This window comes from Arthrobacter sp. USHLN218, from assembly GCF_037144715.1.
Lineage (GTDB): Bacteria > Actinomycetota > Actinomycetes > Actinomycetales > Micrococcaceae > Crystallibacter.
Genome location: NZ_JBBCYT010000011.1, coordinates 42,782 through 57,679 on the forward strand (window position 1 = coordinate 42,782; position 14,898 = coordinate 57,679).

At 72.3% G+C, this 14,898-nt stretch carries 13 protein-coding genes; 2 read left to right on the forward strand and 11 right to left on the reverse strand.

Annotated elements, in window-relative coordinates; all coding sequences use genetic code 11:
• Positions 1-43: 43 nt before the first annotated feature.
• Positions 44-352 carry a hypothetical protein gene (locus WFH44_RS19770; RefSeq protein ID WP_336716124.1) on the forward strand — a complete coding sequence of 103 codons (309 nt, stop codon included), beginning with the start codon at positions 44-46 and terminating at the stop codon, positions 350-352.
• Positions 353-401: 49 nt separating this feature from the next.
• Here the strand turns inward: WFH44_RS19770 and WFH44_RS19775 are convergent, their stop codons facing one another.
• The 3 genes from WFH44_RS19775 to WFH44_RS19785 all read right to left on the reverse strand — a co-directional run bounded on the left by WFH44_RS19775 (position 402) and on the right by WFH44_RS19785 (position 2,743).
• Positions 402-1,148 carry a DUF427 domain-containing protein gene (locus WFH44_RS19775; RefSeq protein WP_336716126.1) on the reverse strand — a complete coding sequence of 249 codons (747 nt, stop codon included), beginning with the start codon at positions 1,146-1,148 and terminating at the stop codon, positions 402-404.
• A 49-nt stretch (positions 1,149-1,197) separates the two neighbouring features.
• Positions 1,198-1,971, reverse strand: coding sequence for a tryptophan-rich sensory protein (locus WFH44_RS19780; protein ID WP_336716128.1), 774 nt, complete (start codon positions 1,969-1,971; stop codon positions 1,198-1,200).
• A gap of 97 nt (positions 1,972-2,068) precedes the next feature.
• Entirely contained in the window at positions 2,069-2,743 is a 675-nt protein-coding gene (locus WFH44_RS19785) for a DedA family protein (RefSeq protein WP_336716129.1), read from the reverse strand.
• 46 nt (positions 2,744-2,789) lie between these two features.
• On the opposite strand from WFH44_RS19785, the gene WFH44_RS19790 reads away from it, so the two are divergent.
• Positions 2,790-3,308 (forward strand): O-acetyl-ADP-ribose deacetylase, encoded by a 519-nt coding sequence (locus WFH44_RS19790; RefSeq protein WP_336716131.1) that lies wholly within the window; start codon positions 2,790-2,792, stop codon positions 3,306-3,308.
• Between the two features lie 138 nt (positions 3,309-3,446).
• On the opposite strand, the gene WFH44_RS19795 is transcribed toward WFH44_RS19790, so the two are convergent.
• From WFH44_RS19795 to WFH44_RS19830, 8 genes are all read right to left on the reverse strand, one after another.
• Positions 3,447-4,379: an RluA family pseudouridine synthase gene (locus WFH44_RS19795; protein ID WP_336716134.1), complete on the reverse strand. Its 933-nt coding sequence runs from the start codon at positions 4,377-4,379 to the stop codon at positions 3,447-3,449.
• 34 nt (positions 4,380-4,413) lie between these two features.
• Positions 4,414-6,366, reverse strand: coding sequence for a DUF6541 family protein (locus WFH44_RS19800; RefSeq protein WP_336716136.1), 1,953 nt, complete (start codon positions 6,364-6,366; stop codon positions 4,414-4,416).
• Between the two features lie 28 nt (positions 6,367-6,394).
• Entirely contained in the window at positions 6,395-7,201 is an 807-nt protein-coding gene (locus tag WFH44_RS19805; RefSeq protein ID WP_336716138.1) for an Fpg/Nei family DNA glycosylase, read from the reverse strand.
• Positions 7,194-12,077 carry an Lhr family ATP-dependent helicase gene (locus WFH44_RS19810; protein ID WP_336716139.1) on the reverse strand — a complete coding sequence of 1,628 codons (4,884 nt, stop codon included), beginning with the start codon at positions 12,075-12,077 and terminating at the stop codon, positions 7,194-7,196. The genes WFH44_RS19805 and WFH44_RS19810 overlap by 8 nt, the downstream gene beginning before the upstream one ends.
• Positions 12,078-12,165: 88 nt before the next feature.
• Positions 12,166-12,831, reverse strand: a complete 666-nt coding sequence (locus tag WFH44_RS19815; protein WP_336716140.1) for a DUF4232 domain-containing protein — start codon at positions 12,829-12,831, stop codon at positions 12,166-12,168.
• Positions 12,832-12,900: 69 nt separating this feature from the next.
• The gene (locus WFH44_RS19820) at positions 12,901-13,641 is read right to left on the reverse strand and encodes a YcnI family copper-binding membrane protein (protein WP_336716142.1); all 741 of its coding nucleotides are present in this window, start codon (positions 13,639-13,641) and stop codon (positions 12,901-12,903) included.
• A gap of 82 nt (positions 13,642-13,723) precedes the next feature.
• Positions 13,724-14,311, reverse strand: coding sequence for a hypothetical protein (locus tag WFH44_RS19825; RefSeq protein ID WP_336716144.1), 588 nt, complete (start codon positions 14,309-14,311; stop codon positions 13,724-13,726).
• Positions 14,312-14,394: 83 nt separating this feature from the next.
• On the reverse strand, positions 14,395-14,862 hold the full coding sequence (locus tag WFH44_RS19830) for a 23S rRNA (pseudouridine(1915)-N(3))-methyltransferase RlmH (protein WP_336716145.1): 468 nt from the start codon (positions 14,860-14,862) through the stop codon (positions 14,395-14,397).
• Between the last annotated feature and the right edge of the window lie 36 nt (positions 14,863-14,898).

Here is a 14,898-nt window from a genome sequence, read left to right on the forward strand (position 1 = left end):
GGTTCGCCAGGCTCACGGCGCCGGCGTTCGCTACAGTAGGCCCATGCCGTCCTTCCGAGCCCGCCTCGATATCACCGGGCTCCGCCCGGATTACACCCCGCCGAGCGTTATGGAGGCGGCCACGGCCGCCGTCGGCTCCTCCCACGTGGTGGAGGGGCACCAGCTGGACGTCGTGGGCGGAGTCCCGCGGATCACCGTGCGCTTCACGGTGGAGCCGGGGGCGTACGACGACGAGAACCGGCAGGCGCTCCGGGCTGCCCGGCATCTGCAGGACGCCGTGGAAGAGGTCGCGCACAGCGGGAACCTGACAGTGCTGCGCCGGGTCCGCGGCCGCTGGCATCCGCTGACCTGACGGAGGCCTGACCCGCCCCGGGACCGGCGGAAGCCCGGCGCCGCCGTCGTTAGTGCGCCGGCGACCAGGCTGTGTCCGGGTGCTCGAGGCGTTCGCCGTCCACCACCAGGTCGGAGCGTTCGTTGAAGAAGGCCAGCAGGTCCTTGATCTTCGGGTTCTCCGGGATCGGCGCCGGATAGCTCCAGGCGGCGTCGCGGACGAAGGTGTCCCCGGCCCGGACGGACCAGTAGCGCGCCTCGCCCTTATACGGACAGCTGGTCACCGTGTCGCTGGGTTCGAGCAGCTCGGTGCGCACGTCCTCGAAGGGCAGGTAATAGCGCGTCGGCAGGTGGGTCTCGAAGAGCAGCAGCGGCCGGACGCTGTCGGCGATCAGCGTGTCCCCGGCGTACACCTGGACCCGGCGCGAGCTGCGCAGGGTATCCACGCGCTTGTACGGATCCCGGGCGTGGACGAGGACGCGCTCGTCCTCCTCGTACCACTCCAGCTGGCGCCAGGAGAAGGTGACGTGGCCGGCCAGCGCCGCGGTGGGGCCGTCCGGGTCGGGGTACGTCCAGGCCGCGGCCTCGGCGCGCTTGTTCCCGGCCGTGACGGTCCAGCGGGTCTGGCCGCCCTCGGTCGATTCCGCCGCCAGGGCGCCCGGACGGACATCCTCCAGCGGCAGGTAGTAGGTCGGCAGGCCGGACTTGCCGTACTGGACCAGCAGCAGGGCGCGGGAACTGTCGGCGATCAGGGTTCCGCCCAGCCGGACGCGGATGCGGCGCGGGGAGGGCTCGGCAAAGGGCTCCGGTGTGTACATGCGCGGCAGTCTACGCCGCTGCCCCGGGCCCGCGCACGGGTGCGGGGCGTCAGGCCTCGGGCAGGTAGCCCCGCCGGACGGCGCGGCGTTCCTCGTGGGCGACCTGGAACGTGCGGGACCCGCCGCAGACCAGGACGAACAGGAGGCCGAAGCCGGCGGTGACCGCAACCGGAACCGAGGCCGGCTGGCCCAGCACGCGCGCGACGGCGAGCCAGAACAGGCCCCAGCAAAGCGCCGCCGCGACCGACATCCGGCCGCGGCCGGTCATCGCCGCCACGGCGCCGGCGAAGGCGACCAAGCCAGTCGCGAGGACGCCCCAGACATGGGGACCCCAGCCGAACAGGTCGCCGCCAAGCACCGTCAGCCAGCTCGCCGCGTTGGCGCCGGCGGCGAGCAGGATCCAGCCGATGTAGAGTCCCAGGGGCGCATCCATGAAGACCGCCTCGGTCCGGGATGCCGCTGGCAGGCGGCTCAGAGCCGAGATGGCACCGGCCAGGGCGGCGGCCAGGGCGAGCATGATGAGCAGGCTGAGGCCCACCAGGCCTGCCATCGCGGCGGGCACCCAGGCGGCGTGGAGCAGCATCGCGGCGGCCGCATACCAGCCGACCGCTCGCTGCCGCAGGCTGGTCCGCTGGCCCGGCAGCCACTGGAATACGGTGAAGGCCAGCAGGCCGAGGTAGATCAGGAACGCCTGGCTGTTGGGCGCCAGCACGGTGAAGCCAGCGGCGTAGGCTCCCTCCGCGGCCTCCGCGATCGGGCTTCCGCCGAGCAGCCCGGAACCGCGGGCGCCGGCCAGCAGGCAGAGCACCAGGCCCAGCGACACGGCCGCCCGGCGGACGTTGTCCGTGGCCAGGACGCCCCCGGCCGGTGGAACGAGGGCGTCACGGAGTCGAGGGCTAGGCGGAACACGGCGGAAGCGGCTACCGCGGCTCGGCGGCGGATCCGGAGGAAGGGACGGTGGCAGGGCCGGCGGGCACGCCGGCGGCAGCCTCGGCCGGCACCGCCCGCAGGGCAGCGGGCCGGCGGCGCAGGCGGATGACGGCGGCAAGGATCGTGCCCGCCAGTATGCCGACCAGCGTCCCCAGAGCAACATTGGCCCACAGCGGCAGGTCGGTTGCGAGCCCGCTCGCGAGCCCCAGCCCGGTCATCCACGCAGCCCAGATGGCCGAGCCGGAGGCCGAGGAAATCAGGAACGGCTTCAGCGGCACCTCGGCCAGCCCGGCGGCGGCGACCGACGCGGTCCGGCCTCCGGGAATGAAGCGCGCCGCGACGATGGCGGCGTAGGTGGAGGACTCGCCGCCCTTCTGCAGTGCCGCGGTCACCCCGCGGTCAATCAGCCGGCCCCAACGCCAGCGGTTGAGCCAGGTATTGAGGCCGCCCCGGAACAGCAGGAACAGCAGCGCGTCGCCGCAGAAGCTGCCCGCGAAGGCGGTCAGCACCACCAGCGGCAGGAGGAGCTCGCCGTGGGCCAGCAGCGTGCCGCCGCCGATCACCAGGACTTCCGAGGGCGACGCCGGCACGGGCGCGTCCGCGATGACCAGCACCAGGGTCATCGGGTAATAGAGCCATTGCCACGGCCCTTCGGGGATCTCCACCCGAACAATCTACCCCGCGGCCCGGCACGGTGACAGACTGGGGAGCGTGGAGATCCGGATCCTCGAAGACGACATCACCCGGCGGCGCGTGGACGCAATCGTCAACGCAGCCAACTCGTCGCTGCTCGGCGGCGGGGGAGTGGACGGCGCCATCCACCGCGCCGCCGGGCCCGAACTGCTCGCCGCCTGCCGCGAACTGCGGACCGGCGCCTATCCGCGGGGCCTGCCCACGGGCGGCGCGGTGCACACGGACGCGTTCAACCTCCCGGCCCGCTGGGTCATCCACACCGTGGGGCCCAACCGGCATGCCGGCGAGACCGATCCGGCGCTGCTCGCCTCCTGCTTCCGCGGCAGCCTCGAGGTCGCGGACCGGCTCGGCGCGCTGTCCGTCGCGTTCCCGGCCATTAGTGCCGGCATCTACGGCTGGCAGCCGGAAACCGTGGCGCGGGTCGGGCTGACGGAGGTTTTGGCGTACGACGGCGGCGTGCAGGTCGTGGAGTTCGTGCTGTTTTCGGCCGGGCTGGCCGAGGTATTCCGCTCGGTGCACGCCGAGCTTGCCACTTAGCCCCCGGCTGCACGCGGGTGCTCGTGGTGCGATACCCGCTGTCGCGGCACGTCCGGCACGTCCGGCACCCAGGCCGGGGGCCGCCGTCGTTATTGCCCTGAGTGTCAGCAGCCCCTGAGCGTCGGCAGCCCCTGAGGGTCAGCCCGCCAGGGCAGGCTCCGGGGTGGCGGCCCGGGTCCACTCGGAGAGTTCGAGCCGGCTGCGGAAACCGGTTGCGCGCCCGGTGAGCGGGTCCGTGAATTCGATGCCGCGGGCCAGCAGCTGCAGCGGGCGGGCGAAGTCGTCCGGCGCCTTGTCCAGCAGCACCGGGTAGAACGGGTCGTGGAGGATGCCGATTTCCAGCGAGGCCATGTGGACGCGGAGCTGGTGCGTCTTGCCGGTGTGCGGCAGCAGCCGGTAGCGGCCCAGCCCCTGGTGCTCGGCGGTGAGTTCCAGGCGGGTTTCGGCGTTCGGTTCGCCGTCGACGACCTCGGCGAGCAGGTAGGTCCGGGACTTCACCATGCGGTTCCGGACGATCCGCGGGAACTCCAGCTCCTCGGCGACGGGGGCGATCGCCTCGTATTCCTTGGCAACCTGGCGCTTCTCGAACAGCACCTGGTACTTGCCGCGCGTGGCCGGGTTGGTGGAGAACAGCAGCACCCCGGCGGTCAGCCGGTCCAGCCGGTGCATGGGGATCAGGTCCGGCAGGTCGAGCTGGCGGCGGAGCCGGACGAGCGCCGACTCCTGGATGTAGGTGCCGCCCGGGGTGGTGGGCAGGAAGTGCGGCTTGTCCACGACGAGGATGTTCTCGTCCTGGTGCAGAATGCCCAGCTCCACCGGCAGGCGCTCCTCGGCGGGCAGGGTGCGGTAGTACCAGATGAAGGTATGGGCTTCGAGCGGCGTGGTGCGGTCGAGCCGGACACCGCCTTCGCCGACGATCTCGCCGCGGTCGAAGCGGTCCCGGATCCCCTCCGGGTCGACGTGGCCCCAGCGGTGCAGCATGTAGTCCAGCGCCGTCTCCCACGGACCCGCTGCGGGCAGGCGCAGGCGGGTGGCATTGACGCCATCGCGCACGGGAAGCGGGGATTCCATCACCCATCAAGGGTACCGGCTCGGCCCGCGCGCTTTAGCCGCAGCCGACCACTTGGTACAGGGCGGCACGGCCCTGGGAATCGATGAGTTTGAAACCATTGGCCTCGGTGAGGTCCTGCAGCCCGGGGGCGACGGAGGTCTCGCCCGGGTGCACGGAGCTGTTGCCGAAGTCCAGGACGTACCGGACGCCCTGGTCCCGGACGGCCTTGCAGACTGCCGGGTCCCTGGTCATCTCGTCGAGCCGGCCCATGATGAGCTGGCCCTCCGGGGTGGGGGAGCTCTGGCCGGAGGGCACCAGGGCGGGACGGTCCGTGTAGGAGTACGAGAGGGACGCGCCGGTCATCGGGTTGCCCGCGATCACGGCGCCCGGGGGGACGTGTTCGGGGATGCGCTTGATCAGGGTGAGTTCGTCCGTGGTCAGCAGGTACGAGTTGCCGGTGAAGCGGTACTTGAATTCCGCGTCCTGGATGCTGCGTTGCGCGGCGAAGAGCGGAGCGACCGCCAGCGCGACGACGGTGAGGACCGCGGCGGCCACCGGCCGGAGCCACGGGGGCTGCTTCCTGTCGCGGCGTGCGAGCCAGGCGCGGAAGAAGGACCGGGCGGTGCCGGCCAGGGCGACGCCGCCGAGGGCGGCGACCAGGATGCCGGCCACCGGCAGCATGGCGCTGATGCGGAAGAAATCGTTGTACCAGATGCCGGAGACGAGCCAGCGTAACTCCGGGGCTTCCTTCCAGTTCCCCACGACGAAGAGCACGGCCGCGACCAGGTAGACGCCGATGGTCCAGCGGTGCCTGCGGACGTTGAGGACGACAGCGGCGCCGACGATGGTCAGCGCGGTCACCAGGATGGCCATCGGGTGGTCGAGCGGGGCATGGAACACGACCTCGTACAGCGCCCGCAGGGCGTTGCCCATGTCGTCCCAGTTGGTGGAGCTGCTCCGGGCCGGGCGCAGCACGCCCCAGAGGAAGCCGGCGACGACCAGGTACGCGACGGCACCGAGCGCGGCGTTGCGCTTCTCCCGGCGGCTGCCGCCGCGGTAGAGGCCGTAGGCGGCGGCGATGACCATGGGCGTGGCCAGGGCCAGCAGCCCCATGACGGTGGCAGGGTGCGCCAGCGCCAGGCCAGGCAGCAGGCCGGCGAGCAGGACGAGGTTGCCCTCCACCGAAATGGACGACGGCACGCCTAGGCGCAGCAGCTGGATGACCAGGCCGAGCGCCACCGGCAGCATTGCAATCGACAACATGAACGGATATACGACGCCGAATTCCAGCAGCAGGTACGGGAAGCTGCTGTACGCGGTGCTGAGGACCGCGGCCACGAGCAGCGGCATCATGCGCTCGCCGGTGAGCCGGCTGACGATGAAGAGGCAGCCGGTGCTCCAGATCCCGGTGATGATGACCAGGTTCGTCACGTTGATGGCCACCGGAATCGGCGCGCCGCTGGTGATCATGACCAGCGAGACGACGTCGTGCCAGCCGGCCGGGTAGAAGATGCCCGCGTCGGTGGCGCCGAGGTAGCCCAGCTCCAGCGAGGAGGCATTGGCAGTGTCCGCGATGTAGCGGATGGCGTTCAGATGGAAGATGTTGTCGTGCGACTGCGCGATGTTCTCAGGGGCCCCGATGATCCACAGCATGTAGGCGGCCAGCGGGAGGGCGGAGACGCCCCAGGTGATGAGCACGGTCCGCCACGGAGCCGGGCTCGCGGCGGCAGCGTGGGCGTGGTGCAGCCGGTGCCGCATCAGCCGCCGTAGCAGCCAGAGCGCGGCGGCCACCAGGACGGTGACGGCCAGCACCAGCGGCCAGGACCAGGGCAGCCCGGTCGCATTGCCCAGCTCCGCCGCCACGACAATCGCTGTGACGCTGAACGGCCCGGCCAGCGCCACGAGCGTCAGGCGGCGCAGGCCGAGGACCGCGCCCCAGAGCAGGCCGGGGCCGAAGATGAGCACCACGGCCACCACAAAGGCCGGAATGGTCTCGACCCAGGTCATTGTCCCCCTCGTACGTTTCTGCTGCTCATCATATGGTCTCGGGCTGGCAGCGCGGACAGAAATACAGGTCGCGCTCGGTGAGCTCCGTGTCCCCCAGCAGGGTGTGGACCACGGGCGTCCCGCAGCGCAGGCAGGGTTTCCCGGCCCGCCCATAGACCCAGACCGGGCTGGCATTCCGGCCGCCCGGCCCACCGACGGTGTTGCGGCGGCTGCGGTCCTTGTTCGCCTCGAGCAGGGTCTTGGCCAGCTGCACGATCCGGGGCAGTTCCGCCACCCGGCCGACCGGGGCGAGCGGATGGACCCGGGCCAGGAAGCACAGCTCCGCGCGGTAGACATTGCCGATCCCGGCGAGGTTCCGCTGGTCCAGCAGGGCCAGGCCGACGGCGCGCTCAGGCCGGGCCACCAGCCGGCGCAGCGCCTCCGCGGCGTCCCAGTCCGGGCCCAGCAGGTCCGGTCCCAGATGTCCCACGGCGCTGCCTTCCTCCGCCGTGGGCAGCAGGTCCAGGATCCCCAGCAGGAAGCCGACGGCGGTGGCCTGCGCCGTCCGCAGCACGATCCGGGCCTGGAAGGCCGGCTTGTTCCAGCGCTGGTCCGGCGCGTAGATCCGCCAGCTGCCCTCCATCTTCAGGTGCGAGTGGATGCTCAGGGCGCCGGCCGGACCGCTGGTGCGGATGAGCAGGTGCTTGCCGCGCGAGACCGCCTCGTCCACCGTATTGCCCGCCAGGTCCGCCGTGGCATAACGCGGCACGCGGAAGTCCGACGCCGTCAGCTCCTGCCCGGCGAGGGCACGGTGCAGGACCCGCGCCGTTCGCCAGACGGTGTCTCCTTCAGGCACGGAACCTCAGTCCCCGCGGCGTGGTGTAGAAACCGGCGCCGGTCAACGCCCGCGCCACCTCGGTGTCCAGCACCGGGACGCCGTTGACCTTCTCCACGGCCATCTTGTCCGCGGCCCCGCGCCGGATCACCGCCACCAGGGCCGCGGCGCAGAGCGAGAGGTCCTCCGGATCCTCGGTGAAGGTCAGCAGCGTCTTGCCGCCGCGCTCCACATAGAGCACCAGCTCGCCGTCGACGAGCACCACCAGCGCGCCCGCCTTGCGGCCGGGCCGGTGCCCGCCGTCCTGCGCCGGCCAGGGCAGCGCGGCACCGTAGGGGTTCGCCGGGTCCGTGGCGGCCAGCGCGACGGCTGCCCGCGGCTGCTCGGCCAGCTGCGCGTCCCGATTGAAGGACCGCAGCCGGTCCACCGTGGCCGGGACCGCGAACTGCGCGGCGCCGAGGTGCTCGATGAAGTAGCCCCGGCGGCAGCGCCCGGTCTCCTCCAGCTTCGCCAGCACCTTGTACAGCAGCCCGAAGCCGCCGGGGACCCCCTCGCCGGCGACCGACCCGCGGGTCACCACGCCGTAACGGTCCAGCAGGAGTTCGGCGGTCGCGTGGGCGTGGACCGTCGTATCCGGCTCGGGGGAGGGCAGGAGCGACCAGCGCCCGCCGGCCAGCGGGGGCGCCCCCCGCGGCGCCTGGCCGCCCGCCTGGCCCGGCCGCAGCCCGGACCCGCCGAGCGTGTGCATCCTCCCGATCCGCCCCAGCCGAGCGGAGCGTGCCCGCGGCGCGGACGGCCGCTGCCGGTGCGCCGTGCTCCCGCCGGAAAGCAGCGCACGCACCGGGCCGAAGGTGTCATTGGTGATCCGCCCGGCCCAGACCAGTTCCCAGAGGGCGGTAACGACGTCGGTGTCCGGGGCCTGGGTGCCGGCAGCGGCGAGGGCGTCGGCGAGCTGGCGGAAGAAGAAGGCCCCGCCGCCGTACTGGCCCTGCGCCGAGAGCACGTTCAGCAGCTCGTACTGCAGCACGCTCGGCTCGAAGTCGGGCTGCGGGTTCAGCGTCAGCGGGGCGTTCTCGGCCAGCTGCAGGCTGATCCAGCCGTCGTTGCCGGGGAGCGAGCCGGCGCCGGACCAGAGCACCTCGCCAGTGGCCATGAGCTCGTCCAGCATCGCCGGCGCGTAGTTCGCCACGCGGGAGCCGAGGACCAGCGGCTCCCAGGCCGAGGCCGGGATCGGCACCCCGGAGAGCTGGTCCACCACGGTGGCGATGCCGTCCAGCCCGCGCAGGCCGGAGCCCACGTTCTGCCACACCGGCAGGAACCGCCCGTACGTGGCCGACTCCACCGGCTCCACTTCCTGGCGCAGCGCGGCCAGGGAACGCCGGCGGATCCGGCGCAGGACTTCCACGTCGCACCATTCGGTCACGCCGGGCTGCGGCGGGCGCTCGCTGTCCGGCGGCCGGAACTCCCCGTCCGCCACCCGGCCGTCCTTGAGGAGCCGCCGCAGCGCGGTGTCCACCACGGCGACGCCCAACCCGAGCCGCTCGGCGCACTCCGGCGCGGTGAACGGACCGTGCGTGCGCGCGTACCGGCCCACCAGGTCGCCGAGCGGATCCGCGACCGGCTCGATGAAGGCCAGGGGCACGCCCATGGGCAGCGGGACGCCGATGGCGTCGCGCAGCCGGGCCGCATCCTCGATGGCGGCCCACCGCTCGACGCCGGCGATGCCCACCTTGAGCGCGCGGTTGGCCTGCGCGAGTTCCGCCAGCAGCGGTTCCACGTCGGCAAGGGCGGCATGGGCGGCGCCAGCCGGAGCGGAAGCGGCCTCCGGCCCGATGTCCCCGGGGCCGGTTCCTTCCAGCGCCTCCGGCCCGCCGGGCCCGGCTCCTTCCGCCACCTCAGCCTCCGGAGGCCGGACGCGCTCGGCGACCTCCGCCGTCGTTAGCGGTCCCAGCAGCCGCAGCAGGTCCGCGATGCCCTCCGCGCCGCGCACCTTCCGGTCCTCCGTGAGCCGCTGCAGCTCCCGCTCCGTCCGGGCGATGATGCCGGCGTCCAGCAGTTCGCGCAGTTCCGCGCGGCCCAGCAGGTCGTTCAGCAGGGTCGGGTCCAGGGAGAGCGCGGCGGCGCGGCGCTCGGCCAGCGGCGAGTCCCCTTCGTAGAGGAAGGAGGCGACGTAGCCGTAGAGCAGCGAGCGGGCGAACGGCGAGGGCTGCGGCGTGGCCGTCTCCACCATCCGCAGCTCCCGCCGCCCGATCGCCGCGGCCAGGTCCTTCAGCGCCGGCAGGTCGTAGACATCCTGCAGGCACTCGCGCACGGTTTCCAGCACGATCGGGAAGGTGGGGTACTTCCGGGCGACGTCCAGCAGCTGGGCCGACCGCTGGCGCTGCTGCCACAGCGGGGTGCGCTTGGCCGGGTTCTGCCGCGGGAGCAGCAGGGCGCGGGCGGCGCATTCGCGGAAGCGCGAGGCGAACAGCGCCGAGCCGCCGACCTCGGCGGTCACGATGGCGTCCAGCTCCTCCGGGTCGAAGAGGAACAGTTCCGCGCCCGGCGGCTCATCCTCCATCATCGGCACCCGGAGCACGATCCCGTCATCCGCGGCCATGGCGGAGCCGTCCATCCCGTAACGCTGGTGGAGCCGGGCGCCCACGGCCAGGGCCCACGGCGCGTGGACCGGCAGGCCGAACGGGCTGTGCAGCACCACCCGCCAGTCGCCCAGTTCGTCGTGGAACCGCTCCACCACCAGCGTGCGGTCGCTCGGGATGACGTCCGTGGCCTGGCGCTGCTCCGCCAGGTAGGCGGTCAGGTTGTCCGCGGCCCAGTCGTCCAGCCCGCTGGCCCGCAGCCGCTCGAGCGCGGGCTCCGGCGCCGCGGCGGTCACTTCCCGCACGAAAGCGCCGAGGGCCCGGCCGAGCTCCACCGGGCGGCCGAGGGAGTCGCCCTTCCAGAACGGCAGCTTGCCGGGCTGGCCGAACGCGGGGGAGACCAGCACCCGGTCGTGCGTGATGTCCTCGATCTTCCAGCTGGTGGCGCCGAGCGCGAAGACATCGCCGACCCGGGACTCATAGACCATCTCTTCGTCGAGCTCGCCGACCCGGCGGCCGCCCCTGCTCTTGGAGGTGCCGACCGTCCCCGGGTCCTCCGAACCGACCAGGTAGACGCCGAAGAGCCCGCGGTCCGGGATCGTGCCCCCGGAGGTGACGGCCAGCCGCTGCGCCCCGGGACGGCCGGCGATAGTGCCGGCAACGCGGTCCCAGACGATCCGCGGGCGCAGCTCGGCGAACTCGTCGCTGGGGTAGCGGCCGGCGAGCAGGTCCAGGGTGGCCTCATAGGCGGAGCGCGGCAGGGTGGCGAAGGGCGCGGAGCGGCGTACGACGTCGAACCATTCCTCCACGTCGATGCTTCCCAGCGCCGTGGCCGCCACGGTTTGCTGCGCGAGGATGTCCAGCGGGTTCGCGGGGATGAAGAGCGGCTCGATCTTGCCCGCGAGCATCCGCTCCACCGTGACCGTGGTGTTGACCAGGTCCTGGCGGTGCTTCGGGAAGAGCACGCCCTGCGAGGTCTCGCCGACCTGGTGCCCCGCGCGGCCCACGCGCTGGAGGCCGCTGGCCACCGATTGCGGGGACTCCACCTGCACCACCAGGTCCACGGCGCCCATGTCAATACCGAGCTCCAAGCTGGATGTGGCCACCACGCAGCGCAGCCGCCCGGTCTTCAGGTCATCCTCGATCTGGGCGCGCTGGTCCTTGCTGACCGAGCCGTGGTGCGCCCGCGCCAGCACCGCCTCGGCGCCCGACGTCGAACCGGCCTGGGCCATGATCTGCGCCGGCGGCTTGGCCGGAGCAGGGACCGGGGCGGTTCCGTCCCCGGCAGCCCCGTCCGGGGAGGGCGGCGCAGCCTCGTCCCAGACGGAGGGGGCCAGCCGCTCGGCCCAGATTTCATTGAACCGGGCCGTGAGCCGCTCGGCCAGCCGGCGGGAATTGGCGAAGACGATCGTCGACCGGTTGGCGGCGATCAGGTCCACGATCTTCTCTTCGACGTGCGGCCAGATCGACGCCGGCTGGGCGCCCGGGCCGAGTTCTTCCTGGCTCGGCGCGGCCAGGGCCGTCATGTCCTCGACCGGAACCGTGACGGTCAGGTCCCAGGACTTGGTGGCCGGCGGCGCGACGATTTCCACCGGCGCGCTGCCGCCGAGGAACCGGGCGACGGTGTCCAGCGGTTCCACGGTGGCGGAGAGCCCGATCCGCTGCGCGCGGCCGGGCAGCATTGCGTCCAGCCGCTCGAGGGACACCGCCAGGTGGGCGCCGCGCTTGGTGCCGGCGACCGCGTGGACCTCGTCGATGATGACGGTGTCCACTCCCGCCAAAGTCTCCCGCGCCTTGGAGGTCAGCATCAGGAACAGGGACTCCGGCGTGGTGATCAGGATGTCCGGCGGGTGGGTCAGCAGCCGTCGCCGTTCATTGGCCGGGGTGTCCCCGGAGCGGACGCCGACGGTGATGTCCGGAGCCGGCAGGCCGAGGCGCTTGGCGGTCTGCGTGATGCCGATCAGCGGGGCGCGCAGGTTCCGTTCGACGTCCACGCCGAGGGCCTTCAGCGGCGAGATATACAGCACCCGCGTCCCGGTGTTCCTGGACGGCTTCTTCCGGGCGGGCTTGAGGTCCTCCAGCGGCAGTTCGGGCGGAACCTCCGCCTTCGCGATGAACGTGTCCAGCGCCCAGAGGAACGCGGCCAGGGTCTTACCCGAACCGGTGGGCGCCACGACCAGGGCGTGCGAACCGGCGGAGACGGCCTGCCAGGCGCCGGCCTGGGCGTCCGTGGGCGCGCGGAATGCGCCGGCGAACCACTCGCGGGTGGCCGGCGTGAAACGGTCCAAGACCGTTGCGGCGGCTGACTGCTGTCCCATCGTGCCCAGCCTACGCCCGGGGACCGACAGTATCCGGATTCTCCCGGACGCCGGCAGCGGGAGAACCGGGGCGGCGCGGCATGGCGGGTCAGGCCGGCTGGAAGGTTCCCACGGTCATCAGCACGATCTCGTCATTGGCGCAGCCGACCGTCTGCTGCGCCGCCTCCAGCCAGGCTGTGTCGTTGGGCGGGTAGACGCGCACCGCCGCGACGTCCGTCCGGTCGCACTCGGGGCCGTAGTTGTCCGCGTTGGTCTGCTGCAATTGGGCCACGGCAGAGGCGCCGGGGGCCAGCGGCACGGTCACCGGCTGGGCCGCCGGATCGCGGTCCGCGGGGGCGCCGATCTGCTGGTCCGCGGCCCCCACATAGGAGACACCGGGATAGCCGCGGACCGTGCAGTCGGCCGAGCCGGTGTTGGTGACGACGAGGCTGCGGTAGACGCTGCCCGCCGCGCCGCCGCCCGGCTCCGTGCGGATTTCCGCCGCCAGCTGGCCGGCCTTGCACTCGCCGGTTTTCGCCGCCGAGGTGGTTTCCGGAGCGGCCGCGGTGGTTTCCGGGGCGGCGGCAGTCGTGCCGGGGGCGGATTCGGTGGCCGGCGCGGAGGACGAGGCGGACCCCGCAGGAGCGGAGGCAGGCGACGATGCCGGAGCCGTCTCGGCCGGGGTTTCCTGAGGCTGGCCGCAGCCGCCGAGCAGGAGGGCCAGACCGACTACCGATACCGCGGCTGATGCCTGCGCAATAACTCGTTTCACCATGCCTCCACCCTTACCGCGCCCCGGGCCCGAGTCAACGGACGCGGACCCGGGACGCGCCGAAAGAGAGGATTATTTCTTCAGCCCGCGGGTCCGTGCCAGCGCGGTGCCGCCGGCCGCAAGCCCCAGCAGGCCGGCGCCGAGCCCGACCCAGCCCGCGGCGCCGGCTCCGCCGTCGCCCGCCGGACTGGTGGACGCTGCCGCCTCGGTGCCGGTACCAGCGCCTTCCTGGGCGGCGGGCGCCGCCGCGGCGTGGCCGTGTTCTTCGGCCTGCGCCGCGGTGACGGTCAGGGTCGGCGCCGGGGATTCGAGCTCGTGGCCGTCCTGTCCCTCTTCGGCCACCTGGGCCCAGTCGGTGGAGCCCTTTTCGCAAGTCTGCAGCACGGGGAAGGCCAGCGTCTCGCCCTCGGCGTTGGGCAGCTGAACCTTCAGCGAGAGCACGTCCCGTACGCCGTCCGCGAGCGGCTCCTTCGCCGTATAGACGATCTGGCTGACGCGTTCGGTAATGGAGGCTCCGCCCTCGACCTTCTTCGGTGCGTCCAGCTTCTCGGTCACCTTCTCCACGGTCCAGCCGGGATGGGCGGTAGGCGTCGCGTCGTCCAGCTGCTCGGGCAGCGTGATGGCGATCTTGGTGGTGGGGGACCCTTCGCAGCCGTGGGCGAAGTCGAAGCCGAGCACGGAGCTGGATCCCGCGGCGGTGCTGTCCGGATTGACGTGGACGTGGGCGGAGGCTGCGCCTGCGCCGAGGCCGGCCAGGCCGATCGTGGCGGCAGCGGCGAGGGAGGTGCGGATGGCGAAGCGGGTGGTTTTCATGGCAAGTCCTTTCAGGGTGCGCCGAAGCGGCGCAGGGTGCGCCGAGGGGGCGCGGTGATGTTGCCCGAACGGGCGGTAATGCTTACTGAAAGGACGGCGCGGGCGGCCCGCGCAGCGGATGGAGCTCGAGCTGGCACAGCGTGCGCAGCAGCCGGGGCGTCGCGGCCGGGCTCGGCCGGTCGGGCACAGGCCCGGCTGTGGTGGAGGGCAGCCGGACCAGGGGGCGCAGCCAGGCGGCGAGCGCCCACAGCGCCTCTTCGCCCCGGGCCAGCAGCAGCCCGATAAACGCCGTGGCGACCACGTGGGCGGCGAGCATGCCGGCACCGTGGTCGGCGGCGGCGTGCGAGGCCGCGGCGACGCAGTCGAGCGACCCCGCCCCCGCGTGGCTGTGCCCGCCCGCCTCGGTGCAGGTCGACGTCGTACTCAGGACGGTAAAGGCGCGGTGCAGGAGCAACTGGCTGGCGCCGAGGATGGCGGCCGTGGTCGTGGCGCCGAGTTTCCGCCCGGCCAGCACCATGACCGGCAGCAGGGTCAGCGCGCCGAGGGCAACAACGACGGCGGCTGCCGGCAGGGTGCCTCCGCCGGCCACATGCGCGGCGGCAGAGAGGCAGAAGGCGGCGGTGCTGAATCCGCCTGCGCGCAGCAGGCGCAGCGGTGCCTTGCTGTTCATGGCCGCCTCCTCTGCGCCCTCTTTTACATCGCGTAAAAGTCTAGCTGTATTCGCCGTGGAATTTGTCGTCGCGGAATCCGCGGCTATTCGTGATGGTAGGGACGGCCGCTTGCAATTTCCTGAGCCCGGTACAGCTGTTCGATGAGGATCAGCCGCACCAGCTGGTGCGGAAAGACGAGCTTGGAGAGGGACCAGACGAAGTCCGCGCGGCGGTGGATGGTCTCGTCCACGCCGTAGGCCCCGCCGATGATCAGGGTGACGTTGCGCGAGCTGTCCAGCGGGGCCTGGAGGGTCCGGGCGAGCGCGGGGGAATCGATGTTCCTGCCGCGCTCGTCCAGGAGGATGACGAAGTCGCCGGCATTCTTGCCCGAGAGCTTGGCCAGGAGCTGGGTGGACTCTTCCTTCCGCGCCGCGTCATTCTCGCGGGCGGAGTGGGGGATCGGCAGCCACGTGACATCGAAGGGCTTCTTCAGCCGTTTCTCGTAGCGGTCGATACCTTCGGCCACCCAGCTCTCATGCTTGCGGCCGATGGTCAGGATGCGCAGGGACATGGACCCATTGTCCCAGCCCGCCGGACCGGTCCGCCG